Source organism: Fischerella sp. PCC 9605 (assembly GCF_000517105.1).
Lineage (GTDB): Bacteria > Cyanobacteriota > Cyanobacteriia > Cyanobacteriales > Nostocaceae > PCC9605.
This window is the reverse complement of record NZ_KI912148.1, coordinates 918,746-943,786: the sequence shown is the minus strand read 5'-3', so window position 1 is coordinate 943,786 and position 25,041 is coordinate 918,746. Positions and strand designations below refer to the sequence as shown.

General features: G+C 42.6%; 18 protein-coding genes. 4 read left to right on the top strand and 14 right to left on the bottom strand.

Annotation, left to right across the window (positions count from 1 at the left end; genetic code table 11):
• Positions 1-106: 106 nt before the first annotated feature.
• Together FIS9605_RS0106550 and FIS9605_RS0106545 are read left to right on the top strand one after the other, a co-directional pair.
• Positions 107-433 (top strand): YdhR family protein, encoded by a 327-nt coding sequence (locus tag FIS9605_RS0106550; protein WP_026731874.1) that lies wholly within the window; start codon positions 107-109, stop codon positions 431-433.
• Positions 434-470: 37 nt separating this feature from the next.
• Positions 471-1,124 carry a DUF938 domain-containing protein gene (locus FIS9605_RS0106545; protein WP_026731873.1) on the top strand — a complete coding sequence of 218 codons (654 nt, stop codon included), beginning with the start codon at positions 471-473 and terminating at the stop codon, positions 1,122-1,124.
• Between the two features lie 145 nt (positions 1,125-1,269).
• Here FIS9605_RS0106545 and FIS9605_RS0106540 read toward each other — a convergent pair whose 3' ends face one another.
• From FIS9605_RS0106540 to FIS9605_RS0106530, 3 genes are all read right to left on the bottom strand, one after another.
• Complete coding sequence (locus tag FIS9605_RS0106540; protein WP_026731872.1) at positions 1,270-2,211, bottom strand: ABC transporter permease; 942 nt, start codon at positions 2,209-2,211, stop codon at positions 1,270-1,272.
• Between the two features lie 17 nt (positions 2,212-2,228).
• Positions 2,229-3,191, bottom strand: a complete 963-nt coding sequence (locus FIS9605_RS0106535; RefSeq protein ID WP_026731871.1) for an ABC transporter permease — start codon at positions 3,189-3,191, stop codon at positions 2,229-2,231.
• Positions 3,192-3,353: 162 nt separating this feature from the next.
• Positions 3,354-4,598 (bottom strand): urease accessory protein UreH domain-containing protein, encoded by a 1,245-nt coding sequence (locus FIS9605_RS0106530; protein ID WP_026731870.1) that lies wholly within the window; start codon positions 4,596-4,598, stop codon positions 3,354-3,356.
• Positions 4,599-4,800: 202 nt separating this feature from the next.
• On the opposite strand from FIS9605_RS0106530, the gene FIS9605_RS0106525 reads away from it, so the two are divergent.
• Complete coding sequence (locus FIS9605_RS0106525; protein ID WP_026731869.1) at positions 4,801-5,862, top strand: M28 family peptidase; 1,062 nt, start codon at positions 4,801-4,803, stop codon at positions 5,860-5,862.
• A gap of 196 nt (positions 5,863-6,058) precedes the next feature.
• Here the strand turns inward: FIS9605_RS0106525 and FIS9605_RS36415 are convergent, their stop codons facing one another.
• From FIS9605_RS36415 to FIS9605_RS0106470, 11 genes are all read right to left on the bottom strand, one after another.
• Entirely contained in the window at positions 6,059-7,351 is a 1,293-nt protein-coding gene (locus FIS9605_RS36415) for a family 1 glycosylhydrolase (protein WP_231510254.1), read from the bottom strand.
• 202 nt (positions 7,352-7,553) lie between these two features.
• Positions 7,554-7,964, bottom strand: a complete 411-nt coding sequence (locus FIS9605_RS0106515; protein WP_026731868.1) for a hypothetical protein — start codon at positions 7,962-7,964, stop codon at positions 7,554-7,556.
• Between the two features lie 172 nt (positions 7,965-8,136).
• Positions 8,137-9,273 carry an alpha/beta fold hydrolase gene (locus tag FIS9605_RS36410; protein WP_035139430.1) on the bottom strand — a complete coding sequence of 379 codons (1,137 nt, stop codon included), beginning with the start codon at positions 9,271-9,273 and terminating at the stop codon, positions 8,137-8,139.
• An 86-nt stretch (positions 9,274-9,359) separates the two neighbouring features.
• Complete coding sequence (locus tag FIS9605_RS0106505) at positions 9,360-10,322, bottom strand: NAD-dependent epimerase/dehydratase family protein (protein ID WP_026731867.1); 963 nt, start codon at positions 10,320-10,322, stop codon at positions 9,360-9,362.
• 569 nt (positions 10,323-10,891) lie between these two features.
• Entirely contained in the window at positions 10,892-11,956 is a 1,065-nt protein-coding gene (locus tag FIS9605_RS0106500) for a DUF6765 family protein (RefSeq protein WP_026731866.1), read from the bottom strand.
• Positions 11,957-12,059: 103 nt separating this feature from the next.
• Entirely contained in the window at positions 12,060-14,384 is a 2,325-nt protein-coding gene (locus FIS9605_RS36405) for a GMC family oxidoreductase N-terminal domain-containing protein (protein WP_051469942.1), read from the bottom strand.
• 559 nt (positions 14,385-14,943) lie between these two features.
• Positions 14,944-18,372 carry a hybrid sensor histidine kinase/response regulator gene (locus tag FIS9605_RS0106490; protein ID WP_026731865.1) on the bottom strand — a complete coding sequence of 1,143 codons (3,429 nt, stop codon included), beginning with the start codon at positions 18,370-18,372 and terminating at the stop codon, positions 14,944-14,946.
• A gap of 157 nt (positions 18,373-18,529) precedes the next feature.
• Positions 18,530-21,241, bottom strand: coding sequence for a GAF domain-containing protein (locus FIS9605_RS0106485; protein ID WP_026731864.1), 2,712 nt, complete (start codon positions 21,239-21,241; stop codon positions 18,530-18,532).
• A gap of 153 nt (positions 21,242-21,394) precedes the next feature.
• On the bottom strand, positions 21,395-21,886 hold the full coding sequence (locus FIS9605_RS0106480; protein ID WP_026731863.1) for a chemotaxis protein CheW: 492 nt from the start codon (positions 21,884-21,886) through the stop codon (positions 21,395-21,397).
• 10 nt (positions 21,887-21,896) lie between these two features.
• A complete protein-coding gene (locus FIS9605_RS0106475) occupies positions 21,897-22,259 on the bottom strand; it encodes a response regulator transcription factor (protein ID WP_026731862.1) in 363 nt (120 codons plus the stop codon).
• Between the two features lie 209 nt (positions 22,260-22,468).
• Positions 22,469-23,671 carry a response regulator gene (locus FIS9605_RS0106470; RefSeq protein WP_026731861.1) on the bottom strand — a complete coding sequence of 401 codons (1,203 nt, stop codon included), beginning with the start codon at positions 23,669-23,671 and terminating at the stop codon, positions 22,469-22,471.
• Between the two features lie 404 nt (positions 23,672-24,075).
• Here FIS9605_RS0106470 and FIS9605_RS0106465 point away from each other — a divergent pair, with 404 nt between their 5' ends.
• A complete protein-coding gene (locus FIS9605_RS0106465) occupies positions 24,076-24,978 on the top strand; it encodes an isocitrate lyase/PEP mutase family protein (protein WP_026731860.1) in 903 nt (300 codons plus the stop codon).
• The last annotated feature ends 63 nt before the right edge of the window (positions 24,979-25,041 follow it).

Here is a 25,041-nt window from a genome sequence, read left to right as displayed (position 1 = left end):
CCCACAAGTCAGATTGTTTGACCCCTACGAGTCAACTCAGTTCGCTTCTATATTGGGCTTGTGCCAGAAGCAAATAATAGAAGACAAATTCAGAACGAGGTCAAAAATGCCTGTGAATAAAGTATTTGTATACGCCGAGTATCAAATCTCAATTCCGTTCGGTGAAATTGATTGGGTTCCAATCAATGTGGAAATGAAAAAATTCCCAGGATTGAAATCTAAAACTTGGTTAAGTGGTGTAAACACTAATAGTGTTGGTGGCTTTTATGAATTTGATTCTATAGAGAATGCCCAAAGTTATATTGATGGCTTATTGATTCCATTTGCAAAACAGGTCAATGGAAATCTCACAGTGAAGCTTTTCGATGGTGATGCAACCAAACAAGCTAGTATTGGCATGAGTTCTCCTTTCTATCCGGCAGAATCTCAATGATTCTCCATTCCGCGCGAATACCATAGATAAGCAACAAATGTCAACATTAGAAAAACCTCCACTCGATCCGTATCCGCTTAGTCCCTACGTTGCCTGGGCAGGGAATCGCAACCGCGATCCGATTCTGGAAGTGTTTAAAGAAAAGTTACCTAAGAGCGAAGGTTACGTTCTAGAGTTTGCCTCTGGTAGTGGCATGCACATCAACTACTTCGCTCCTCATTTTCAGCACCTGAGTTTTCAGCCCTCGGATATGAATGAGGAGGTGTTTGAAAATATTGGGCAATTAACTCAACAGACTAATCTTAAAAACGTCCAACCGCCAATAAAACTGGATTTAACTCAGCCGCAAACCTGGTCAGTTCTAATTGGAAAAAAATTTGATGCCATTTTCTGTATTAATATATTCCAGGTTGCGCCAATCTCTGTTGCAGATGGGATGATGAATTGTACGGCAAACCATCTTAGCGATCGCGGTTCTCTGTTCATTTACGGCCCATTTAAAGTTGATGGCGCTTACACAACACCATCAAATGAAGAATTCGACAGAACCCTTCTCTCTTACGGAGTGCCGGAATGGGGACTAAAAGACATTACAGACATTACTAGGACTTCCCAAAAATACGGGCTTGATTTGAAAGAAAAAGTCGATATGCCTGGTAATAATATTATTCTCATCTACGGGTTTAGATGAGATTTTCAATGTGTTTGGTACAGAAGAAGCAATTTGATTGGCAACTTTTCTTCAGCAAGCTACCTTTTTTCAAGGCAGTTAATTACGGGAAAATCCCACAACCAAGGATGAAAATACCTATTCCCCTTTCCCCTTTCCCCTATTTTCAAGAGAGCCTGGGATCTAAGGCATCTCTCAAACCGTCTCCAATAAAATTAATACTCAGTACCGTCAGAAATATTGCCGTCCCTGGAAACAGCACCATATAAGGAGCAAATTCCAGAAAATTTTGTGCTTCATAAAGCATTCGTCCCCAGGTTGGTACATCTGGCGGAAAACCAAGACCAAAAAAACTGAGGGTTGATTCCGTGATAATTGCATTGCCAACTGAAAGAGTAGCTGCAACCAGCACGGGACTAATGACATTTGGCAAAATGTGAATCCAAATTAGTCGCCTAGGATTAGCACCAAGTGCCCGCGCAGCCGTGACAAATTCCATTTCACGTACAGTCAAAAAATCGGCTCTGACTAGTCTGGCTACAGACATCCAATTGAGTCCACCAATAATCAAGACTACCAGTGCAAATATACCCAACTCTGGCCCTGCGATCGCTTTAATGGCATCACGGAATAGAAATATTACCAACAGTAACAACGGTAATCGCGGTAAAGCCAAGCACAAATCTGTCAACCGCATCAACAGCGTATCCAAAAAACCGCCATAAAAACCGGAGATCGCACCAATGAATGTCCCTATAAAGATAGCAACCAACATGGAAAAAATTCCCACGGCGATTGATATCCGTCCACCATATAACAACCTCGCTAATATATCCTGACCCAAATCATTTGTACCAAAGGGATGTTCCCAACTGGGGGGGAGACTAGATTTAGCGAAGTCAACTTGGTTGAAAGGAGTCGTGTATATAAATGGCCCCAAAATCACACTTAAAACTATCACCAGCAGCACCACAGTACCAAACAAAGCCTGACGGTTGCGCCGAAACTTGCGCCATATATCTAGACTGAGGGTTCTTTGTTCAAGGATAAAATCAGAACCGGAAAACTCGGAATCTACTGTGTTCTGATTTGGCGATCGCTCTAACATAAATTATTAGCTTCTAACTACTTCGTGTATTGAACACGAGGATCTAACCAACCGTAAAGAATATCTGCAACTAAATTAAAAATAACAATCAAAATTGCATAAATAAAAGTAATTGCCATCACAACTGGTGTGTCATTGCGATAAATAGATTCAATCAATAAAGCACCAATACCAGGAACACGAAAAACCTGTTCTGTCACCAAAGCCCCTGCAAAAATATTGGGAATATCTAATGCCACCAACGTAACTACAGGAATTAAAGCATTCCGCAAAACATGACGCTTGATGACTGCAAAGGTAGACAATCCCTTAGCATAAGCAGTACGCACGTAATCTTGATGGACTTTTTCTAAAACTTCGGAACGGACAAAACGCATTAACAATGCTGTTTGCCAAAGTGTCAGCACACACACAGGCATAATCGATTGTTTAATTTGGGCTACAAAACTCTGCCAATCTGTCACCTGCAAAGTACTGTTATAGATAAAAGGTAGCCATTTTAATTGCACGCTAAAGACAATAATAAATAGCAACCCAGTAAAAAATGTCGGTAAAGAAAATCCTAAAAATACGATAGTTGTCACTATCATATCTACAACTGAATGGCGTTTAAGAGCGGAAATTACCCCCAAAGGAACAGCTAGCAGCGCACTGATAACATAAGCAGAACCAACTATCCATAAAGTTGTCGGTAGGCGTTGGAGAATCAACTCACTGACTGAGCTACGGCTGGTGAAGGAATAACCCATGTCTCCACTGATAAAAGACGTAACCCATTTGATGTAACGGATATGCATCGGTTGATCCAAACCCAGCGATCTTTTCAAATTCTCCCGAACTTCTGCTGTAATGGAGGGATTAAGCGCAAATTCACCCATCGGATCGCCTGGTGCTAATGCCAAAATTGCGAAGACAACAATACTGATGGCAATGAGTGTCGGGATAGAAGTTAGTAAACGATTGATTAAATATTTGGTCATGCCATAGCTACTCGTTTTCTAACATTCTCTCTTAATCTGAATTCGATTGGGAGAGCCAGAGGCTCTAATTCTCGTTACCAGGTTGAACCTAATAACGAGGGTTTGGAGACTTTGCCTCCAGGCTGTTTCACTCACTATAATCTATTCATCTGAAAATAGCTGTCAGTTTTTACTTTTGATTTGGTTTGACTTACTAGGAGGGACGTAAAATTTTTCTAGAGATAGTATTGACCAAAAAAAGTGAGTTCTTACTAGCAAAACACTAAGAGAGATAATTCCTAGTAGCACTGTTGCTAACTTATTTCCCCAAGTTGATTGTAAAGAACCAAGATAATGAGAGCCAATCATCATAGTATGAATGGCACTCAATAACAAAGCTGGTAAACTCAACAGATGAATTTGCCGCCAGCGCTTGCCTAAAGACTTTTGTAATGAATCAAAACTCGTCATAGCAGCAGGAGTCATTAAAACCAGTGCCACAGTACCCGCAACCATACCCCACTGAAAATCTGGAGGCAAGAAAAAGAAGGCAGCAAAATTCCATTGCAGTGAGTGTTCCATCATATGGGTGGTGTGGACAATGGCAAGCACAAAAGCGCCTACTCCCAAAGCACGACGATAACGTAGAGGTGCTCCCCACAAGCCGCTCATCGGACGAGCAATGAGTGCCAACATGAGTAATATCAGTGCGGCGTGACCAGTGTAATCTGCCATTGTGTCACCAGTCCGCAACAGTGTTAGCACACCAATGGTGAGAGTTACCCAGCCACCTAAACGAAACAATTGACTGCGCCTATCTTTACTCAGTACAGATGCAGACACACCTACACCTAGCATTGTGGGGAGGGTTCCCAAGCCAAAAACCAACATTGTTAATGCACCCATCCACAAATTACCAGTTTCCGCAGCTTTAATTTGAGCTACATACAAAAAACCACAGGGCATTAAACCCCAAGTCATGCCCAAAACTGCTGGCGTCCACCATTTGTTTTGAAGAGAAAGCTTGACCATTCCCGCACTCAAGCGGTTATGCAAACTCCCCTGCAATAGGGGGTGTAATACTGGTATCCGGGGCAGCAAATCGGGTTTGATTTGTCCTAGCCCAAACCAAATCAACATAATACCAGTAATTATTGCAGTCAATTGGCGTAATTGGCTACCAACACCCGCCATTTGACCACTAGCAAGCAATACCGAACCCAGCGCTCCAATTCCCGCACCGACTAGAGTATAGCTCAGCATCCTCCCCAAGTTAAGCAGAGTGTGAAACTTGAATTGCTGTCGCCAACGATCATTTTCCTGTTGATGAGACAGAGAAAAGGCCACTGCCAAGGGACCGCACATCCCTAAGCAATGTCCAAAACTTCCCAGGAATCCCAAAGTCACGAGCAACCACAAATCCAACATTTTCACTTAGCTTTATTCAAGGTGATGTTTGCTTTTCTCTCTCATCAAAGTTTATTGCTCCTGACCCTCGTTGTGGGTTGCTCTTGGTAATTTGATAACTATTTCATAGGAACTTTAAGCTAAGTTTTGACCTCTGTCAAAAGACGAACTGTCGAATTTGGTGAAAGCGCTATTCTAGGTCAAGAAGGCATGGATGTATCCCATGAAAAAATGGATTTGGTTGCTGCTGGCAGTATTGGTTGCATTTGCGGCAGTAGGTAGTAGTGGATTTTTGACACAGTTCCAACAGCCAGCTGTGATTGAAACTGGGAAAGTGGAAAATTCAAACCCAGTGAAAGAGAACACGGAGAAACTCACTGCGTCTTCTCCCCCTCCAGTATCAGCGCAAAAGCTATTTGCCCACATTCAAAATTTGAATTTTAAACGTTACACCGATCCAGAGCGATCGCGTACCCGCACTTACATAACTTCCCAACTCAAAAAATTTGGCTGGAAGCCCCAGCTACAAAAATTTTCCGAAGGTGTTAACATCTTTGCTGAACGACAAGGAACTGACAAACAAGCAGGAGCGATTCTGGTGGGAGCGCATTACGATACCGTTGCCATCTCACCTGGTGCCGATGATAATGCCACCGGCATTGCGGTACTTTTAGAAATTGCTCGTATTCTCGGTTCCCGTCCCACACCCCGAACATTGCAATTAGCATTTTTCGACAAAGAAGAAGTTGGACTGCTGGGAAGTCAAGCTTTTACTCAAAAAGCAGCAAACTTACAAAACCTGCACGGGGCGATCGTTATGGATATGGTTGGTTACGCTTGCTACACACCTGGCTGTCAGCAATATCCTACAAGTATTCCTGTTACTCCACCCAGCGATAAAGGAGATTTTTTGGCGGTAGTAGGTGATACTGAGCATTTACAACTGCTCAATGCTTTTCAAAACTCACAAGTTATTTCCCCAACCTCCCTAAATAAGGCAGAGACGCTCTCCCCGACCTCCCTTAAAAAGGGGGACGTGAATCTCCCACCTGTATTGACATTGCCAATTCCTTTCAAAGGCTTGCTCACGCCAGACACCCTACGCAGCGATCATGCTCCCTTCTGGCTGCAAGGAGTAGGGGCTGTACTAATAACAGATACAGCAAATCTACGTACTCCTCACTACCACCAAGCCAGCGATACTCCATCTACTATTGAACGCTCCTTTTTTACCGGAGCTGCACAAGTTGTTGTTAATGCTACAAATTTTTTGTTAGCAAATTGATCTGGTTTAGATGCTCCAACTGTTCATCCTCAAGGTAAGACTAGCCTTGTGTGAGCCATAAAAATAATGATTTTGCTTGGTGTCTTTGTGTATTGGTGATAAAAAAATATTTTTTTAAACCACTAAGACGAGCCAGTGCGTTGCGGGGGTTTCCCCCGTTGTAGCACCTGGCGTACTAAGACACGAAGGTAATAAATCAAACAGTTCGTTTTTCTATAATCTCTCGGTACGTCGCCGCTGCTGTAGTTGGTTTGCGCTTTAATTCTGAGTCTGTGTCTAGATCAATATGGTATAACCCAAAGTCACTGGCCGGGCCAAACTTCAAACCCCACTCGCGGTTTGAGGTCATGCTCCAACAGACGTAACCTGCTACCTTGACGCCATCATTACAAGCACGCTGTACTTCGCGGATGTGCTGGCGGATGTAATCTTCGCGCTTCACGCCGTCTGCTACATCAACGCAACCGTTCTCAACAATCAAAATTTCTTTATCGGGGAATAGCTTGGCGTGGAATTTAAGCATATCATAGAGTACACCAGACCAAACGGGTGCATTGTTAAAGCGTCCGAAAGCAGCATCCATTAATTGTTTGACGCGGTGAATTCGCAAATTACTGATACCCCAGTAGTAGTCAAACCCGACAAAATCCTGTTGACCGACACATTCTTTTGGGCAGAGGAATTCCGGTAGTTTTCCCGCCATGCCGAGATGCCACCAGTTACTTGTAAGGGATGTTGACAGGATGCTGAAAATCTTTTGCACAGGGTCAAAGATGCTGGCAAGGGAACGTAGTAGGGGCAGACGTTGTTCAGACTTGACGGGATGAAACTTTACTTTAGCGCGAGCGCCAAAAATTTGCTCTGCGACTGCACGCGCTAAATCTATTTCTAAACCACTGTACTCACCTGTTTTGGGGTCACGGTAGCCAAAGCCAGGTACGTTGTCTTTAACTGCAACAATCAAATAACCCCGGTTTTGAATGCGACGTAACGCTGTTCCTGGTTTAGCAAGCGGTAGGGGAGGAGTGGGAGAAGGGGGAAGTGGGAGAGTGGGGGAAGAGGGGACATTGTTTTGATTAGTAATATCACCAAGGCTAGAACGTCTGCCCATCTTCGGTAGTTCTGGTACGGGTTGACTGGAGAAGTAACGAGTAAAGCTTTCTACCCAAGTTCCGGATTCTTTGAAATGGCGTACTGCTTGGTCTACAGCATTGAGTAAGAAGCGATCGCCTTTGACGACTGCCGCAGCGTAGGGTTCTTCCGTTAACCTATGGTTTACAAGTCGATATTGTCCTGGTTGCTGCTGTATTATTCCTAACAAAATTGAGTCGTCAGCGAGGATGGCGTCCACCTGCTCGTAGTCCAGCGCTCTCAGGGCTTCTTCATAGTCCGGTAGTATCTCCACTTCGGTGTTAGGAAGCACTTCGTATACATTGGTTTCGGCGGTTGTGCTTTTAACTACAGCTACCTTCTTTTGGAAATGGTGCAAGGCGATCGCTCACTATAAAATCTCCTTTCTTAAAGTTTTTAGTTTTTATACGGATTTTGCCTTTTCACAAGAGTGTGTTTTCAACCTAGTCATTACACAACATCTAGTTTTACGATCCCCCTAAATCCCCCTTAAAAAGGGGGACTTTGATAGTGATAGATATTTCCTCTATTTTCAAGGAGGGCTAGGGGGAATCTACTAACTATTCGCTCACTAAAGATACACTTGCCTCTTGAGCATAAAAAACATTCGGGTCAATCTTATTTCTACGCTCAGCATCTTTCACAGTCTTAGTGTGCATATAGCGAAAAGCTTTATGCTCCACACACAAATCATCAATTTTTGACACTATCTCATCCAAAATCACATCCGTCATTTTTGTTGGGTTCATACCCAAATAAAACATCAATTCACAGAAACGCTTTTTCGGATCGCCTTGAGCTAAATAGTCAGAACGAATCGCTTTAACATAGAACGAAATAAATGTAAAGCAACCATATCTAGCTCGATAATCTAAACTCAAATCGTAAAGTTTACGAAACAGTAATGCATATTTTTCGACTGGAGCCAAAACAATTAACATCCGAGTTGGATCGCCTACAGTAGAATCCAAGATTTTATCGGTGAAAGTTTCTACATTCTTAATGGAAGCGAGTTAGGAGTTGTAAGTTATTAACTCCTAACTGTTATCAATTGCCACCAGAAATTCACACTAAATGATTAGCCGAATTTATAAAGTAAAGAAGGATTAAGATTGAAAGCTGAGAATTACAAAAACCTAGTTTTCAATTAGCTGTCGTTGCTACAGTGTTTCCACTCACATATTTAGACCGTTGCTTGTTCAAAAATTGCAGCAATCTGGGGAAAATATCGATGTGGACGTTTTTACCCATAAACACGTCTTGATGACCGTAGCCAGGGAAAACGTGAAGTTCATGTCTGCCTGGTACGATTTGCTCCAATCTCTTGTGACAGACAATATTAGAATCAGTAAACACGTGATTGTTATCGCCTGTCATGAATAGGACGGGAGTTTCAATTTCCCGTGCGTACTCAAGGTAGTTATTGGGTAGGCGGTCATATTTAGGATTATTTGGCTCAAGTTTGACCGCTGTATTATTGTTTTTTACCATTTTGCGGACATGTCGATAGTAATGCAAACCAGTACCACCGTATAAGTCTGCACCGCGTTGGTGGGTAACTTCGTGGAGATTTTCATGGCTGTATAAAGCTGGCCAGCCTGTTCCCCACATTACGCTTAGCATATGGCAAGAAGGTACATTGCATTCATGGTGAAATGCCGAGACAGTTTTAGAGAAGAGTTTGCCTTTTGTGATACCAGCTTCTTCACTCCAGCGCGGGTTTAGGTGGGGAAGTCCCAAAACATATTCGACTAGGAAAGGCGCAAGATTTAATTTGACGAATGACCAGTTGGGTACACGCGGTGTTAAGGCTGCACTATTGGAAATGACGCTAGTAATACCTGTGACAGCTTTGGCAAACAAGCTCATTGTAAAGGATACAGAACCCAAACAATGACAGATAACGTGGATGCGGCGATCGCCTATTTGTTCGCGCATCTTGGCGATCGCTGCTGGATGGTCGAACAGAGCGATATCATCCATGTTATGGCGATGCATTTGCAGATTATACGTATGTCTGTTGCTCATTCGATAGTCTAATGTCCAAACATCACCAAACCCGTTGTCCAACAAATACTGCACGAGGTTGTAATGTTCGGGCATGATGAACATATCTGTTGATGTAGTTAGACCGTGAATAATCAAAACTACATCGTCACAAGCTGCACGCTGGAACCGCAACATGCTAAGTCCCAGCATATCTTCAGTTGAAAAATGATGTGTGGAAACCTCGGTATTCCGCACACCTTCTAATGTGTAAAGTGGTATTTCACGCTGCATAAATTACCTCATTTGTCATTGGTCATTTGTCATTTGTCATTTGTTAATAATTACTATTAACTACTAACTACTAACACTATTAACTACTAACTATTCATCATTTCCTTCAATCCCATTTCTCTAGTCATGATGGGTTTATAGTCCAATTCCTGTTTAATTTTTGAAATATTGTATTTTCTGGGCATTGCCACAAAAGATATTTCAAATTTGGAAAGAGGAGGTGTGCTTTTGATATTCAGCAATTTCCAAATTGATTCAACTATACTTGCCAGAGGATTAACAATCAGACTCGGTAAATTTGTGTTTGGAGGGTTTATTCTTCTGATTTTGAAAAGTTGAGTAAAGTAATCTCTGACAGTTATAGGGTCATCATCAGTAACAATATAGATTTCTTTATTTTCTCCTTTTACACAAGCTAAGGATATGGCTTCTACGAGGTTATCTACATGAACGGTTTCAATTACACATTCACCGCTATCTATCCATAAAAATTGGCCAGATTTGACTTTTGTTTCTAATGTTTGCGGTGTTTTATCTCCCTTGCCCCAAACATAAGTAGGACGCAGGATAATACACTTCATTTCTGTAGGGAAATTTAAGATTTCTTCTTCAGCTAATTTCTTAGCTTTTCCATAGTAAGAATTGGGTTCTGCTGGATAAGGGTATGTTTCATCTATATCAATTAAAGGAAGCTCATCTTGCAGAACTGATTCGGAACTAATATAGATGAATTTTTTAACATTCATCTTGCTAGCACTGATTAACAAGTTCTTTGTAGCTAGAGTAATTTCTTGATAAAACTTTTCCCAAGATCCCCAAAATTCGACTGGTGCAGCACAATGAATAACGATCTCTTGTCCCGCTAAGTATGCTTCCCAGTCGCTAATATTCTCTAGATTTCCTTTGATAGTTTTTGCGCCTAATTGTTCAATAGTTCTCCCTGATGAATCAGATCTAGCTAAAGCTGTGACATGATTGTTGTCACTAATCAAACGTTTTATTAGTCTCTTACCAAGAAATCCTGAGCCACCTGTGACAAAAAGATTCATTAAGCACCTCTGTTATTAATGTGTCACTGCTGTACGTTCTTTTACTCACCGTTCCTAGCTGCTGATTTCCAGAAATTTGTTATTTGTTTATTGGTAGTTGGTAGGTAGAATTGATTGTTAGTTGTTGGTTTTTCCCACTAACTACTAACCCTCCGGGTACTCTACGAGAAGCCCTACTCTGCGAGAAGCCGCGCTGCGCGCGTCTACGCAGTCGCTCATGGGGGAAACCACGGCAGGTGCTCATGGGGGGAACCACGGCGCTCTATGTGCGGACGCAGGTTCCGCACCCGCGCCTCCCCAAGACCGCACTGCCTCCCCAAGACCGCGCGCGCTGCTCACCGCCCACAAGGGGCGTCTACGCCAGTCGTACCCTGCACCGAAGCCGCCCTGCGGGCGTCTACATGGGGGGAACCACGGCGACGGCGCTTAAAGTTCGGACGCTCTTTCCGAACACGCGCCTCCTCTATGTGCTGACCCTATGCGGCACCCGCGCCTCCCCATAGACGCGCAGCGGCTTCCCAATAGGGTAGACCGCGCTGGCTCACCACTAACCACTAACTCTGTACGTATTAAGCAACACAAATTCCATACCTAGGTAAAAGGTCGTGGATGATGTAAAAGTGATGTGCCTGCAAAGCGTCGTGAAATAGTTTCCAATCACTGGCTAAAAAGGTGGAGTGATAAGAAAATACTTCGTTTTCCCGGTCTACATCATCTTCTGTACCAAGGGCTAAATATTTCCAAGAATTTTTGCCTTTGGGGATATAGGTGACATATGCTTTGCCAAAGCTAAACTTACCCTCGGCGATCGCTTGCAACCACTTTTTGTGTCTGACACTACCATTATTATCAGTAATATTTTCTAGCATGAAAGCAATTGTAGCCCGATCCGATTCCGGCAGTCCCGGCACAGATGCGTCTGGATCGCCTGCTAGATAACGCTGCATCGCTTTACACATATAGCCAGCCGCCTCCAGAAAATCTTTAGGATTGTTTCTGGCAATTTTCTCGCCCCTGCCGTTGGTATAACCCCAACGTAAAAACGGCTTATCGGGGTGGCCGAGAACTGCTCCGTGTCCTAGAGGTAAAGCTTCGCTAACAAAGTAATTTTTTAGACGATCCATAAGACTGCGATCGGGTTTGCCGTATTCATCCACCAACTTTTTAGCTTCATTAACTTGATGGTTGACACCGGCAAAGCCCTGGTGCGCCCAAGTATCGACATATACATGCATGGTGATGCCAAGGCGATGCAGTCCGTAGGAAGCATCACGGCGGAGGATGCACTCTTTGACCATATCCTTAGCTATGTAGCTGTTAGGGCGACAGATGAGCTTGTCAATAAAGTTTCTCGACGGATCTTGCCCTGCTTTTAGTCCGCCGTTTCCCGGCAGAAAATGAAAGGGAATCCAAACGCGGTGATTTGCCAGTTCCTGAAAGTTGCGATAGTCGAGCATTTTGTGGGCGGAACTGATGCGGCTAAATAGTGCGCCGTTATCAAAGCGGATAACTCCAGCATTCGTGGCATCATCCACGTACTGAGCGCAGTAAGCAATGATACTAGCAGCTTCACGATCAAATCCAGCCAATCGTGCGGCTACGTAGGTGACACCATGATGAAAGTCGATTTGCATAATTGTTGGTTGTTGGTTGTTCGTTGTTGATTGTTGGTTGTTCTTTCCAAACAACTAATAACAACCAACAAATAACTAAATATCACTAACCACTAACCTTGTATTAAACGTAAACTTCAGTTAAGGTACCAGCAAAGAAGCGGCTAAAGCGATCTATTGCTTGCAGTTGTTGCCAGCGGTTTTCGGCATTTGTAACTTTCAGGGTGGTCATTTGCTTAATGAAATCTACAGGTTGAATTTTGAGAATACCTTTACCCAAGACGGGATTGTTACTACTGTCGCCCTCATAAACAGTGATATAAAGAGTGGTAGTATCAGACCACACATCAAAGCCAGGGTCATCGTGAATTTGCTTGAAGCCTTCAAAGTAGTAGGTCTGCCCTGTTTCTGCAGTCATGTACATGCGGTAGCGCATTTGTCGTGTATCGGGCTGGTCTTGTTCCTGCACAAATAAGTTGAACTTGCCATTAGTAACTGTCAGTGGATCTGCGGAAATAGCAAGAGCTTTTACCGTACCGACTATCTTGGCAGGGTGGTTGGGGTCGTTGAGTAGTACCTCTAAGTCATCGGCAATTACCGTGACGGTAAACTCTAGGGATGAGTTGTCTTTTTTACCTTGCTGTGCTGCCTTTTGGTAGTCGTCTTTGACTTGCGTGGAAAAGAAACTGCGCATGGTTTCGGTGAATTGAATTCCTACTTTGGCTGCTTCTGTTGGAGTTACTGGTACGGAAGGTAAGTCATAGTTAATTGTCCAACCCCTGTCTTTGGCGATGAGGGCACAGCAGCGCTCAGCGATCGCAGAAATTGTCAGTAGCGGATTGACTCCGAGAGTACGAGGGATGACTGAACCATCGGCAATGTACAGGTTTTCGTAGACGTTTGTACTGTGGCTACTGGAAAATACTTGTCCCTTGTGGTTGACTACTCCATGTTCGGCATCTTCTGCCAAGATACAACCACCTAAAGGATGGACGGTAATTAGATCGTGACCAAACATATTACTCCAGATGGGATTGGGGATTTGCGTACCACCCAAGGGACGAGTTGCTTCTTCAAGGCGATCGTTCACCCGTTGAAAGATGGGTTGTTTGCCGACGCCTTCCCATTCCACGCGAAGTCGATCGTTTTCCAAGTACATCCGTCCGGCTGCATCATCGTGAGTCATGACTAGATAAGTCTGGGTGTTGCGGACTGCACCTGTGTAAGCACCATGAGCTAAACTTTCTGCTTCTCGGAGTTTTTCTTTGAGGCGATCGCCTATACCATTGTCGGTATCTTCGCCTAGAATTTTGCCCGCAGCAGCAAAGCTTGTTGGCAGAATCGGAGCAAGTCCACCAGGAATGGAGCCTTCTTCGATCACCATACCGTTGTCTAGCACAGGCTGTTCGCGCATATCGATAATCCCCGTAATGCAAGGGCCTACAGGTTCCTGTTGGCTGGGAGGGCGATCGCCAAAGCCAATACCATTGATTACTTGCTCGGTGTTGTAGCCAAATGCCAGCACATCCCCGTTACCTGTGAAGTAATGTCCTACCTTGTCAGATAACGGTAAGCCTGCTGCTTGAGAACGCAACAAAATTTCTGTAGAACCGAGAGTACCCGCTGCTAGAATCACCATATCAGCGCTGACGAACATTGTGGGAGCGTCAAACTTTTCCTGTCCAGCATTCAGCAATTGGTAGTGAACTAGCCAGCGATCGCCTTCCCGTTCTAAACGTCGCACTGATACTTGCGTGTAAATCTCCGCGCCGTGATTCTTAGCATCAGGCAAGTAATTCATTAAAACAGTATTTTTGGCTTTATTGTTGCAGCCAGAAACGCAGTCACCGCAGAGATTACAAGTTTTTTGTTCCACACCTACGTGATTCACCCCATCTTGAAAAGTGACGTTGATGGGTGGTCGATAAAACTTTTCATTCAAGTATTGAGCAGATTTTTCCAACGCTTGTAATTTGCGTACGTGCGGTCTATCTTGTGGATAGGGGACAGGCTTGAGCATCTCTTCTGCACGACGATATCCTTCTGCCAATAGGGTATCGATATCTTCACGTAAATCCTTTGGCCAGCGAGGATCGGCAAAAACACGGGGTTCGGCTCGTAAGGAGACGTTAGCATTTACTAATGATGTGCCACCTAGACCACAACCTACGAATACATTAATATCTTTATTAATATGGAAATCATATAAACCAGTGCGCGAACCTATGTGTTTACCACCAGGTAAGTCTACCTGCATTTCTTTGACAGCTTCTGTTGGTTGGTTGGGGTATTCACCTGGCTGAAACTCTTTTCCTCGCTCTAGTACGCACACCTGCTGTCCGGCACGAGCAAGGCGCGATGCTGCGATCGCACCTCCATATCCAGAACCGATTACTACTACCGTATAGTGATTTTTAATGTTTTCAATCGGATTTGATAAACGAGTCATGCTATATATTCCCGTGGCTTAGTGGAAATTACTGAATCAGCTCTAACAAATTGATATTGCTGGGTTGGGTTAGTGTTGTACTTCATACTAGGTTGCAGTCAAAGATAGTACTTCCCTCTCCCCCTCCCCTCTCCCAATTTGGGAGAGGGGAGGGGGAGAGGGCACGAATTGCTATATCTGAACACAACTTGGTATCAACACCACAACAAGTTCGCAAAATTTGCAAACATATACATTGCTTGCAACTTTAGCGGCTGTGATGGGGAAATCAATTTATCGCATGGCAAATCGATACCAAACTGCGTTTTCAGAAAAAAGTAGATGCACGCTTCTGAAGAAAAAAACAACGCAACTTTGGAAATTACCTGTTTTTTTGTAACTGATATAACTCAGTAACATTAGTTCCCAGTCAGCAAAGAATTACCCAAAGGATAGGAACTAATGCCCGTACAAATAAGCACCCTGGAGCACCTGTTTATACTAGCAACTAGTTTCGCAGGTACTCGATTAGAAGTATAAATATAAACATCAATGCTTGTGAATAGAATTAAGTATTTCTTTACGAATGAATCAATTTCGGTAACTCATTCGTACCAAGAAAACGTTCCACCGTAGAAACAAGTTCCTGTTCTACATAAGGTTTGGTAAGATATGCAGCTGCCCCTAAATGTTGTGCCATCTGACGATAGGTTTGCACGCTCCTGGATGTAAGAATTACAACAGGCTTGTGGGCAAAATGAGGATACTGGTGGAGACGGCTAAGAAATTCCAATCCATTCATGGATGGCATTTCTAAGTCAGAAATCACCAATTGAATTTCAGGATGTTGCTGTAATTGTTTTAGTGCTTCTAGTCCATTTTGTGCCTGCAAGACTTGATAGCCGAATTTTTGCAAAATCAAGGAAAGAGTTTGGCGAAAACTGAGGGAATCATCCACAACCATTACCACTTTTGTAGCAGCGTGAGTTGGCAATACAGACGGAGCTACCGTAGCTGGAGTTAACAATGGCACAGATTGCTTAGTAACTGCTGAGGGCTGTAAATAGTTTTTTTGCTGCACAACATTTGCTGCTGGTAGCCTCATGTACTCTAATTGTGCTTGCATTTGCTGTGCTTGTGTCAATAAAGTACCATCGATGACTAAGACCAGCTTGCCATTTGCCAAATTTGTACAGCCATAGATATACTTTGGTGGTGCGATCGCCCCTCCCAAAGGTCGAATCACTAATTCTTGTTCACCAATAATTTGATCGACAACTAAAGCCACAATCCCTTGTTGACAACGCAATAACAATACAGGTGAGTGCGTGTTCGGGGTGTAATGGTAATTGCAGCCAGTATAAGGCATTAAGTCTGCCATCTGCTGTAAACTGACCATGCACTCATCTTTGCCTGTCTGCAAGTAAAGAACATGCTTGCCATCAAATACTTTGATTTGTTCAGGAGTTGGAATCAGGATTTTTTCAATACTGTCCAACAGCAGCGCGTAAGTTACACCCCCCGCTTGGACAAGCATCAGTTTTTCTGTGGTCATAGAAAAAGGAATTGTCAGGATAAAAGTTGTTCCCTGTCCGGGTAAAGATTGCACCGTCACCGTACCATTGAGGGCTTGTAATTGCGATCGCACAATGTCTAAACCCATTCCTCGTCCCGAAATTTCACTGACTTTATCAGTGGTGGAAAATCCCGGTGCAAACAGGAATTCGAGGAGTCGATCTGGTGTGGGATGAGTATTGTCTGCGTTTAACAATCCCAGTTGTATAGCTTTGGCGTGAATCTTTTCTAGATTCAATCCCTGTCCATCATCTCGGACTTCAATCACTGTTTGACTACCTCGATGATAAGCACAGACTTCAATTACACCTTGTTCTGGTTTACCTTGTTGGCGGCGTACTTCTGGTTGTTCAATGCCGTGATCGAAGGCATTTCGCAACAGTTGCACCAGAGGATCGTACAATTTTTCGGCGATCGCTTTATCTACCAGTACCTCTGTCCCAGTCAACTTCAACTCCACATGCTTGCTATATACCTGGCTCAGATGCTGTAACATTTGGGGGAAGCGATGTACAATATACTCCAGAGGTAGCATCCGTGCATTTACTAGCCGATCGATAATATTTAGTACCAAGCGCTGCTGCTTTTCTTGCATTTGCTGGGATTGTTGTAGCATTGCATTTAAAGAATCCGCCGTCTCTTGTAATTGCAGCGTTTCTTCGACAGCAGCATCTGACTCTACACGCCTTTCCCGAAAATCAAATTTTGATAGGTCTTGATGGAGATGCAACGTTCCTAGATGTCTGTGCAATTGCTGCGACAAAACTGTTATAGTGTCTTTGAGTTGTTCATTTTGCAAGCTGCGTCGTTGTTCATAAACCAGTAATTCTCCAACTAAATAATCAAGACGTTTTAGTTCTTCTACATCGACACGTACAAATGTTTTCTGACGTGAGCTTGCTGAAGATACAGAAGGTGATTTTGGTGTAGCACGGTTGTTGAGTGCAACCGTAGGCTCTGCTGTTACTAAAGTCTGAGTATCAAGAATTTCTGGTGTTTCTGATATTTTAGTTGAGAATTGTTCTGCGTTCAGATTCGTAGAACACTCTTGTTCTTGCCAGTTTTTTTCGATAAAATTATCAGTAATTAAAGGTAGCTCAGTAGAGATTATTTCTTGTGAATTTTTAACTAACTGCTTTAATTTCTGACTTTTGAACCATTGCTTTTCCTGGGAAGTAACAGGCGGATATTGTTTATATTCTTGCGCTATAGCTTGAATTTGGCGTGTCAGTTCTTCTAATATGGCAGTATTCGTTGCACCTTTGTGTGCTTGAAAACGCGCCACTGCCAAAAGAATAGTTAAAACCACACCTTGGCGATAAAGAGTCAGGCTGTGGCTATCTTCTGGTTCAGAGATAAACTGCCAAAATTGCTGTAGCCAATCTTTTAAAGAATCATGCGTACTAAGATTTGGTAATTGGGGAACAAGTAACAATAAATTCAGATCTGAGGTAGGAATATGTAATTTATGCTTAAACCAGCCTAAAAGATAGTGGACGATTTGAAGATATAGTTTGGCAGTTTTAGGTTTTAAGCACTGGCCTTTAACTTGAAAATTTTGCGTTAAAAATTTATATAATTCTTGAAGTTCTGCGCTTAAAGTTGTGGTAAATATTGGTTGTAATGTCTTGGCATCGACATCTATTATTGATGTGGTAAATTTTTGCAAAGCAGCAGAAGGTGCGCCGCCTTGAAAGCGATCGCCTCCTAGCACAGCATCTCGCGCTTGTTGTAAATCAGCTAAAGCTAACTCTCCTATTTTGAAGACTTCTTGTGTGTTCGTCTCCACTGCCTTGATTGTAGTTTGGGCAATCTGACTGAATCCTGGTAAATTTAATGATTCACCTAAGCCAGCAAATACCTCAGCCTGAGAATACAATAACCCAGCCATTTCCATCACATCTGTAGTTGATTGCAATGCTGCTGCAATCGTTTCCAGTCTTTGTGTTACACCAGTTCCAAAAATCGACTGGACAATATCAAACCCCAATTCGGCAGATGTGGGAATATGGGTGTTATCCTCAAATGCATCTCCTAGTTTTTCCTGCAACTTAGCGAACACAGTCGCTGCCCGTTGGAGAATCTCCTCCTCATCGATACTTGTTCCTGTCAATTCCGCCGTTAGAGGTAAACGCAAACACTCATAAGCCTCCACAAGCAGCGCTTGTAATTGGGCGTCTACAATGACATCGGGATTATACAGACACTTGACGATATCTTCTAGGTAATGCGCTACCTTGTTAATCACCTCTAACCCTATATTTGCTGCCCCACCTTTGATGGTATGCGTTGCCCGCATCAAAGTATGAACTTTGGCAGTACTAAAATCTGTTGATAAGCTAAACAGTTCCTGTTCAATTTGTTGCAGTAATTCTGGTGCTTCCGCCAGGAAATATATATAACCTTGTTCGCGGATTGAAGAGTCTGCGATCATAATATTCAATTACCTTCATTGAAGAGAGGAGAGTGAGGGAGTGGGGGAGTGGAGGAGTGGGGGAGTGGGAGAAGGAAACAACTAACCACTAACCAATGTACAGACGTGCCATGGCACGTCTCTACAACCACTAACAACCAACAACCAACCAACTTACTTAATTGACTTTAAATTGACTTGCTGTTGTCAGTAACTCTTTTGCCGTTGCTAAAAGCTGTTGAAAAACCGCAGCGAGGGCTTGTGCTTGGGCAACGGTATTGTGAGAAATTTCCGCGACTTGTTGCATGGAGGTAGTAACAGAAACAGAACGCGTCATTTGGGTTTGGGTAGCTGCGGTAATTTGCTCAAGCAGTTGACTTATCTGTGCTGTAGCTGCCACGATCGCGTTCAGGTTTCGTCGGGTTTCACTGACTAGGTTTGTTCCTTCTAACACCTGTTGTATACCCGTTTCCATTGCCATTGCCACTTCCCCTGTTTCTGCTTGAATCTCTTGCACCAGTTTTTCAATTTCAATCGTGGCTGCGGCAGACTGGCGAGACAGGGAACGAACTTCATCCGCAACCACCGCAAAGCCTTTGCCGTATTCGCCAGCGCGAGTTGCTTCAATGGCTGCATTCAACGCCAAGACGTTTGTTTGGGTGGCAAAGTTACTAATCAAGTTCACTACTTTCGAGATATTCTGGGAAGAATCGCTCAGACGCTTAATCTTCTTCCCTGTTTGGGCAACGGTTTCTCGAATTGCTTGAATGGCTTCTACTGTCTGGTTCATGGCGCGATCACCATCTTCCAAGGTTTGGTTTGCCTTTTCTACAGCGACGTGAACTAACTCGGCACTTGTAACGACTGCTTGTGTTGAGTCTGCCATCTGTTGAATTTCACCCAAGGCGGCGGAAATTTCCTGTGACTGCTGCTGTGCTAAGTTGGTGACGCCAATCAGGGACAGATCGCTATTTTGAGAGGTTTGGGCGACTTGTTGGGCAGCTTTTTGTACCTGAATGACAATTTGTCGCAGTGCCTGCAAGGTATTATTGTAAGCATCAGTAATAGTGCCCAACTCGTCTTCTGCGATCGGGGCGCGGACAGTCAAGTCTCCTTTCAGGGCTGGTTTGAGGGTTGCCAGTGTCTGAATGCAACGCTGTTGAAATAATTCTTTTGCTGCCTTTTCTCTGGCAGCTACTTCCGCAAGTTGGGCTGACTGTGCTTGGACTTGTTGCAGATACTCAACTTGTTGCAAGGCAAGTCCTAACTGATCGCCAACTCGGGCAAGTAAGTTGATTTCCCACTCTTGCCAATGGCGAGATTGGGAATTTTGATAAGCAGCGAGGATACCCCATAATTTCTCCCCAAAAAAGACAGGTGAAACAATATAAGCCTTAGCTTCAAATTCTTCCAACAATTCTATGTAACAGGGTGACAATCCTTGCTGATGGATGTCATCAATCGCCAGGCTTTCACCTTTGGCTAGCCGTCCCCCTTTGGTTTCTTGTAAGAAAGTATCTTGCCAATGCTTGCTATCTGTACTTACCAAGCGCCCCCAAGCACTAGCGACAGATTCCGCAATAAATTCCCCACTCCAGTCGTCACGGAAGCGATAAACCGCAACGCGATCGCAATGCAATAGTTGGCGGATATCTTGAGTCGTGGTTTTGAAAATCGTGTCTAAATCCGCAGATTGGCGCAGGCGGTTGGTAATCTTACTATAAGCTTTTTCTTGCTCAGCAATTTGTGCTAACTGGTCTGATTTTTCTTGCAACTTTTCCAAGTACTCAGTTTGGATGATGGCGACACCAAAGCCCATACCAATCTGAGTTAAAAAGCTGATTTCCCACTCTTGCCATTTTCGAGAATTAGAGTTTTGATAAGCTGCCAACAAGCCCCATAATTTCTCTCCAGAAAATACAGGCGCAATGATGTAAGCTTTAGCTTCAAATTGTTCTAGAATTTCTATATGACACTGGGATAACCCTGCTTTGTAGATATCATCAACTGCAAAGCTTTCACTACGGGCATAGCGTCCTCCTTGGGTATCTTGCAGGTGGGTGTCTGCCCACACTGTTTTGATATCAGGCCCGACTAAACGCACCCAGCCATTACCTACTGACTCAGCAATAAATTCACCACTCCAGTCAGAGTTAAAGCGGTAGAGGGCGACGCGATCGCAACGCAGTAAGTTACGCACTTCTTGTGTGGTGGTTTGGAAAAACTTATCTACATTGGAAATGCGAAGAATTTTATCAACCACCTTGCCAACAGCTTTTTTCGCTAGTGCTTGCTGTTGTTGTTCTTTTTGAAACTGAAATCTCTGCAAGGCATATGTCAATTCAGTGGCAATTTGTGCCAGTAAAGTTATTTCTGCTTCTTGCCACTGACGGGTAGTGCCACACTGATGAACCGCTAACAATCCCCAAAATTCACCTTCTACAACAATAGGTAACGAGACACTGGCTTTAATTTGAAATTGTTCCCACAACTGACGTTGATAAGGTGTTGGTTCTAACTGATTGATATCTGCGATCGCTACAGGTTCCAAATAGTCTGGATTTGTATTGACACCAAATAAAATGGCAGGCAAGTTTTCACCGAAAGCGGGTGTCCAACCCAGAGTTTTCGCTTCTGCTAATACCACACCTGTATCTAGATTATGCCAACGGTAAATCAAGACGCGATCGCCTGCTATTTTTTCGCGTACTGCTTTTGTCGTGACTTGAAACAGTGTATCTGTATCTGTGGCTTGCTGCATCTGATTAGCGATCGCCTGCCACTGCTGTCGCCAATTTTTAAATTCTTGAGCAATATTTTCTCTATCTAAACTTTCCGGTTGGTTAAAACCATAACCATTTTCTTGATGATTGTCATATGTAATCGTCATGGTGAACACCCCTATCAAAAATTAAGTAAAAAACAACCAAAGCAACTAAAAAACACTCCATTCTATATATGAAGTGAGACATCCACGTAATTTACCCACACAACAAAGTGTAAGAATTATTTTTTCCTAGTCTCTAGCCTCTAATCCCTTTCTTCAAGACAAAATTTGGTTGTGACTTATCCATATTGGTGTTTGGAGTATAGCCTTAACATCCAAGCAAATTAATATTTTCTCTGCCGGATTCACGAAGTACCCCTGCACAAAAGGAGCCATTTCTGGAGAAAATAACTGACCATCTGGCGATTTCAAAAATTGTGGGTCAAATGGCTCAATATCTCGAATTTCACGCACTAATACCCCTAAAGACTTCTCTTGATATAAGAGTTTTATAACCATCAATTTAGAAGATAAATGCGCTTGTGGTGCTAAGGGAGGATAACCTAACATATCCTCTAAATTAACTAGCCACAGCATCTCACCACGCCAATTGTATACACCTAAAACACAACTAGGCATCTGCGGTACTCGGCAGATATCTGTCAATGCAATGGGAAATATTTCTTGGATATATTCCAATGTGAGGAGCGCAATATCTTTTTCTCCTAAAGAAAAACTTAAAAATCTTTGCTGACTTTCTATTTTCATCTGTTCGGAATCACTTAATTAATTGCCTGGCAACTATAACAAGTTCATCTCTATCTATCGGCTTACTTATATAAGCATCCGCGCCCAACATATTGCCCCACATTTTATCAACATCACTATTTTTAGTAGAGCAAAATACTACAGGAATCTTATCAGTCGCAGGATTATTTTTGATTTCTCGACACATCTCAAAACCGCTTTTCCCTGGTAATATCACATCTAGAAAAATTAAATCAGGCTGACTTTGCATCAGCTTTTCTTCGGCTTCTTCACTACTTTTGGCTCTAATAACGTGATATCCAGCTTGTTGTAGATAACTACTAATAAGTTCCAAATCCGCCAATCCATCTTCAACAACTAAAACTGTATTCATAGCGATTTAAAATGCGATTTTGCACTAATTCAAGCGAAAAAATTAACTTGCCATTTCTAAGATATTCTTAATTCTGAAGCGATTTTTATTAAATAGGTTCAGTATCAATACGTATAATCTAATTTTTTATATTATTAATTTTTATTTCAAATTATACTCATGATGCTTTGAGGCAGATATCTGCTACTAGCCTTGAATAATGATTGATTCTAAACTTGTACTGTCGCAGGTTGCTCAAGTATCTTATTGACGGATGATTGAACTGACAAATATTTACGTAATATACCCATCACTTTGTCAGCTACAATTGGTTTAGTGATAAAATCCGTAGAGCCTACTACCTTAGCGCGAGTTCTATCAAAAATGCCATCACTGCCTGTTAAAATAATGATTGGTGTCTGGTTAAAAAGAGAAATTCTTCGTAATTGAGCGCAAAGTTCGTAACCATTTGTGCATGGCATCATTAAATCTAAGAAAATCAGATTTGGCTTTCGTTCAATTAAAATCTCTAGAGCTTTTGTAGAATCTTGAATATGAATAAATTTCAAACCATTAGGAATAATCATTTCACCCAATATACGTCCTACTTGTGGACTATCATCCACACAAGCAACTAATAGATTTGTTTGTTTGATTAACGGTGTATCCACAGAAGTTCCTGTGGCTGTATTTATATTTAAATGCCAATCCGTTACTTCTCGAAGCTGAATCTGTCCTTTTTTTATGTATGGGATTAAATAATTAGTAATAGGCAACACACCTTGCTTCATTTTCACAGCAATATCACGCAAAGTATATTTACCATTCATTAAAGTGATAAAATTATTGTAGACACTTTGATTAACTTGTTGTTGCAATTGTTCTGGTTGGTTTACACAAGGCGCTAGATTAGGAGAAACTCTTGATAATCCTGCTTGTGACCAATTTTGCCATAACTGGCGTACCTGCTGCAAAGAGATTTCTATACTTGAAAAACTCATAGGTGAATCTAAAATAACTTCTAAACGACGTTCGCAAAAAACATGAGTAGAATGTGCTTGCTGGATAATATCAAACAAGATTTCTGCGATCGTACTTTCCACAATCAGATTAACTTGTGACAATTGAATTTTCTGCTTTTGGTGTAAAGCTTTCAATAACTGGTAATCCCAATTGTTTATCGATAGGTTTTGCCAGCGCCACTGGAGATTCTGCAAATCTATTTGAGGAAAATGTTGAGCCATGTGTCTGCGTAAGCGTCGGTGAGGGTGATTTCCACCTGTTGCCCAAACAATACTTCCTTGATGATAATAAAAGCGAAATTTATGACGATGACTAGTTGTAATATCTAGTGCGCCACTATATTGTGTTTGATGAAAATTTTGAAACTCCAATAGTAAATTCTTCACACCCATCTGTTCAGGATGATTCATTTTATTTCTCTCCTAAGAACCCAGTTTGCTACTAATCTCAGTTGTCAACTGGTGTACTATAAAGCTATCAATTTGTAATCTTTTATGATGTAATTATTACAAGTTTGCAAAAAAATATATATCCGTGCAAATTCTGATTTTTTCTATGCAATATTTTTAATGAAAGTCGTCTCAACCTTTATGATTCAGCTATTTCAGCTACTAATTAGTAATGGAACAGCTTCATGTATGAGATTTATTAACTGCAATACGTATATCATAAATTACAGTAATCCTTGCTGCAAGATAGGCTTGTCAGGCGATCGCTTCTTTGTAAGATTAGTAAAATAAATTACATTAATGCTACCGTAGAAAAAGCCTTCGTATCCGGTCAAACTGGATCGAACGGAAAGAGGCTGAAATCTATGTCTTCTGGAAATAAACTGCGAGAGTTGCTAGATCGTCCAGAAATTATCGTAATTCCTGGCGTTTATGACTGTCTGGGAGCAAAACTTGCCGAAAAACAAGGCTTTGAAGTCGTGGCAACTAGCGGCTTTGGTATTGCTGCTTCCACACTCGGTTTGCCTGACTATGGTTTTCTCACTGCCACGGAAATGCTCTACAGTGTGGGTCGAATCGCTCAGTCGGTAAGTATTCCTCTGATTGCAGATATGGATACTGGCTATGGTAATGCTTTGAATGTCATCCGAGTGATTAAGGATGCTGTACAGTTAGGACTGGCAAGTGTGATTTTAGAAGACCAAGAGTGGCCGAAAAAGTGCGGTCACTTCGAGGGTAAGCGAGTGATTCCCATGACAGAACATGTTGGCAAAATCCGAGCAGCAGTGCAAGCGCGGGGTGATAACGGTTTAGTCATCATTGCTCGTACTGATGCTCGTGCTGTGTTAGGTTTAGAGGAGGCAATTCGGCGCGGTTGTGCCTACGTAGAGGCAGGCGCAGATGCATTATTTATAGAAGCACCCCAATCAATTGAAGAACTGCAAACAATTGCCTCTACCTTTGGTGACGTGCCTTTGGTTGCGAACATTGTTGAAGGTGGCAAAACTCCCTCACTTTCTGCCTTTGAGTTACAACAGCTTGGTTTTAAAATAGTGTTTTTCCCACTTACGGCTTTACTTGCAGTCACAAAAATCATGACTGCTTGTTTGCGTCAGTTAAAAGAAGAGGGAACCACGGTTAATTTTCATGAGTTGGTTAACTTCAAAGATTTTCAAGAAATCATCGGCGTTCCTGAGTATTTGCAAATAGAACAGCAGTTTGCTGGGCAGGAGAATGAGAATAGGGAGATGGGGAGATGGGGAGAATAACCACTAACCACTAACAAACAACAACCAACAAACAACAACCAACAAACAACAACCAACCACAGA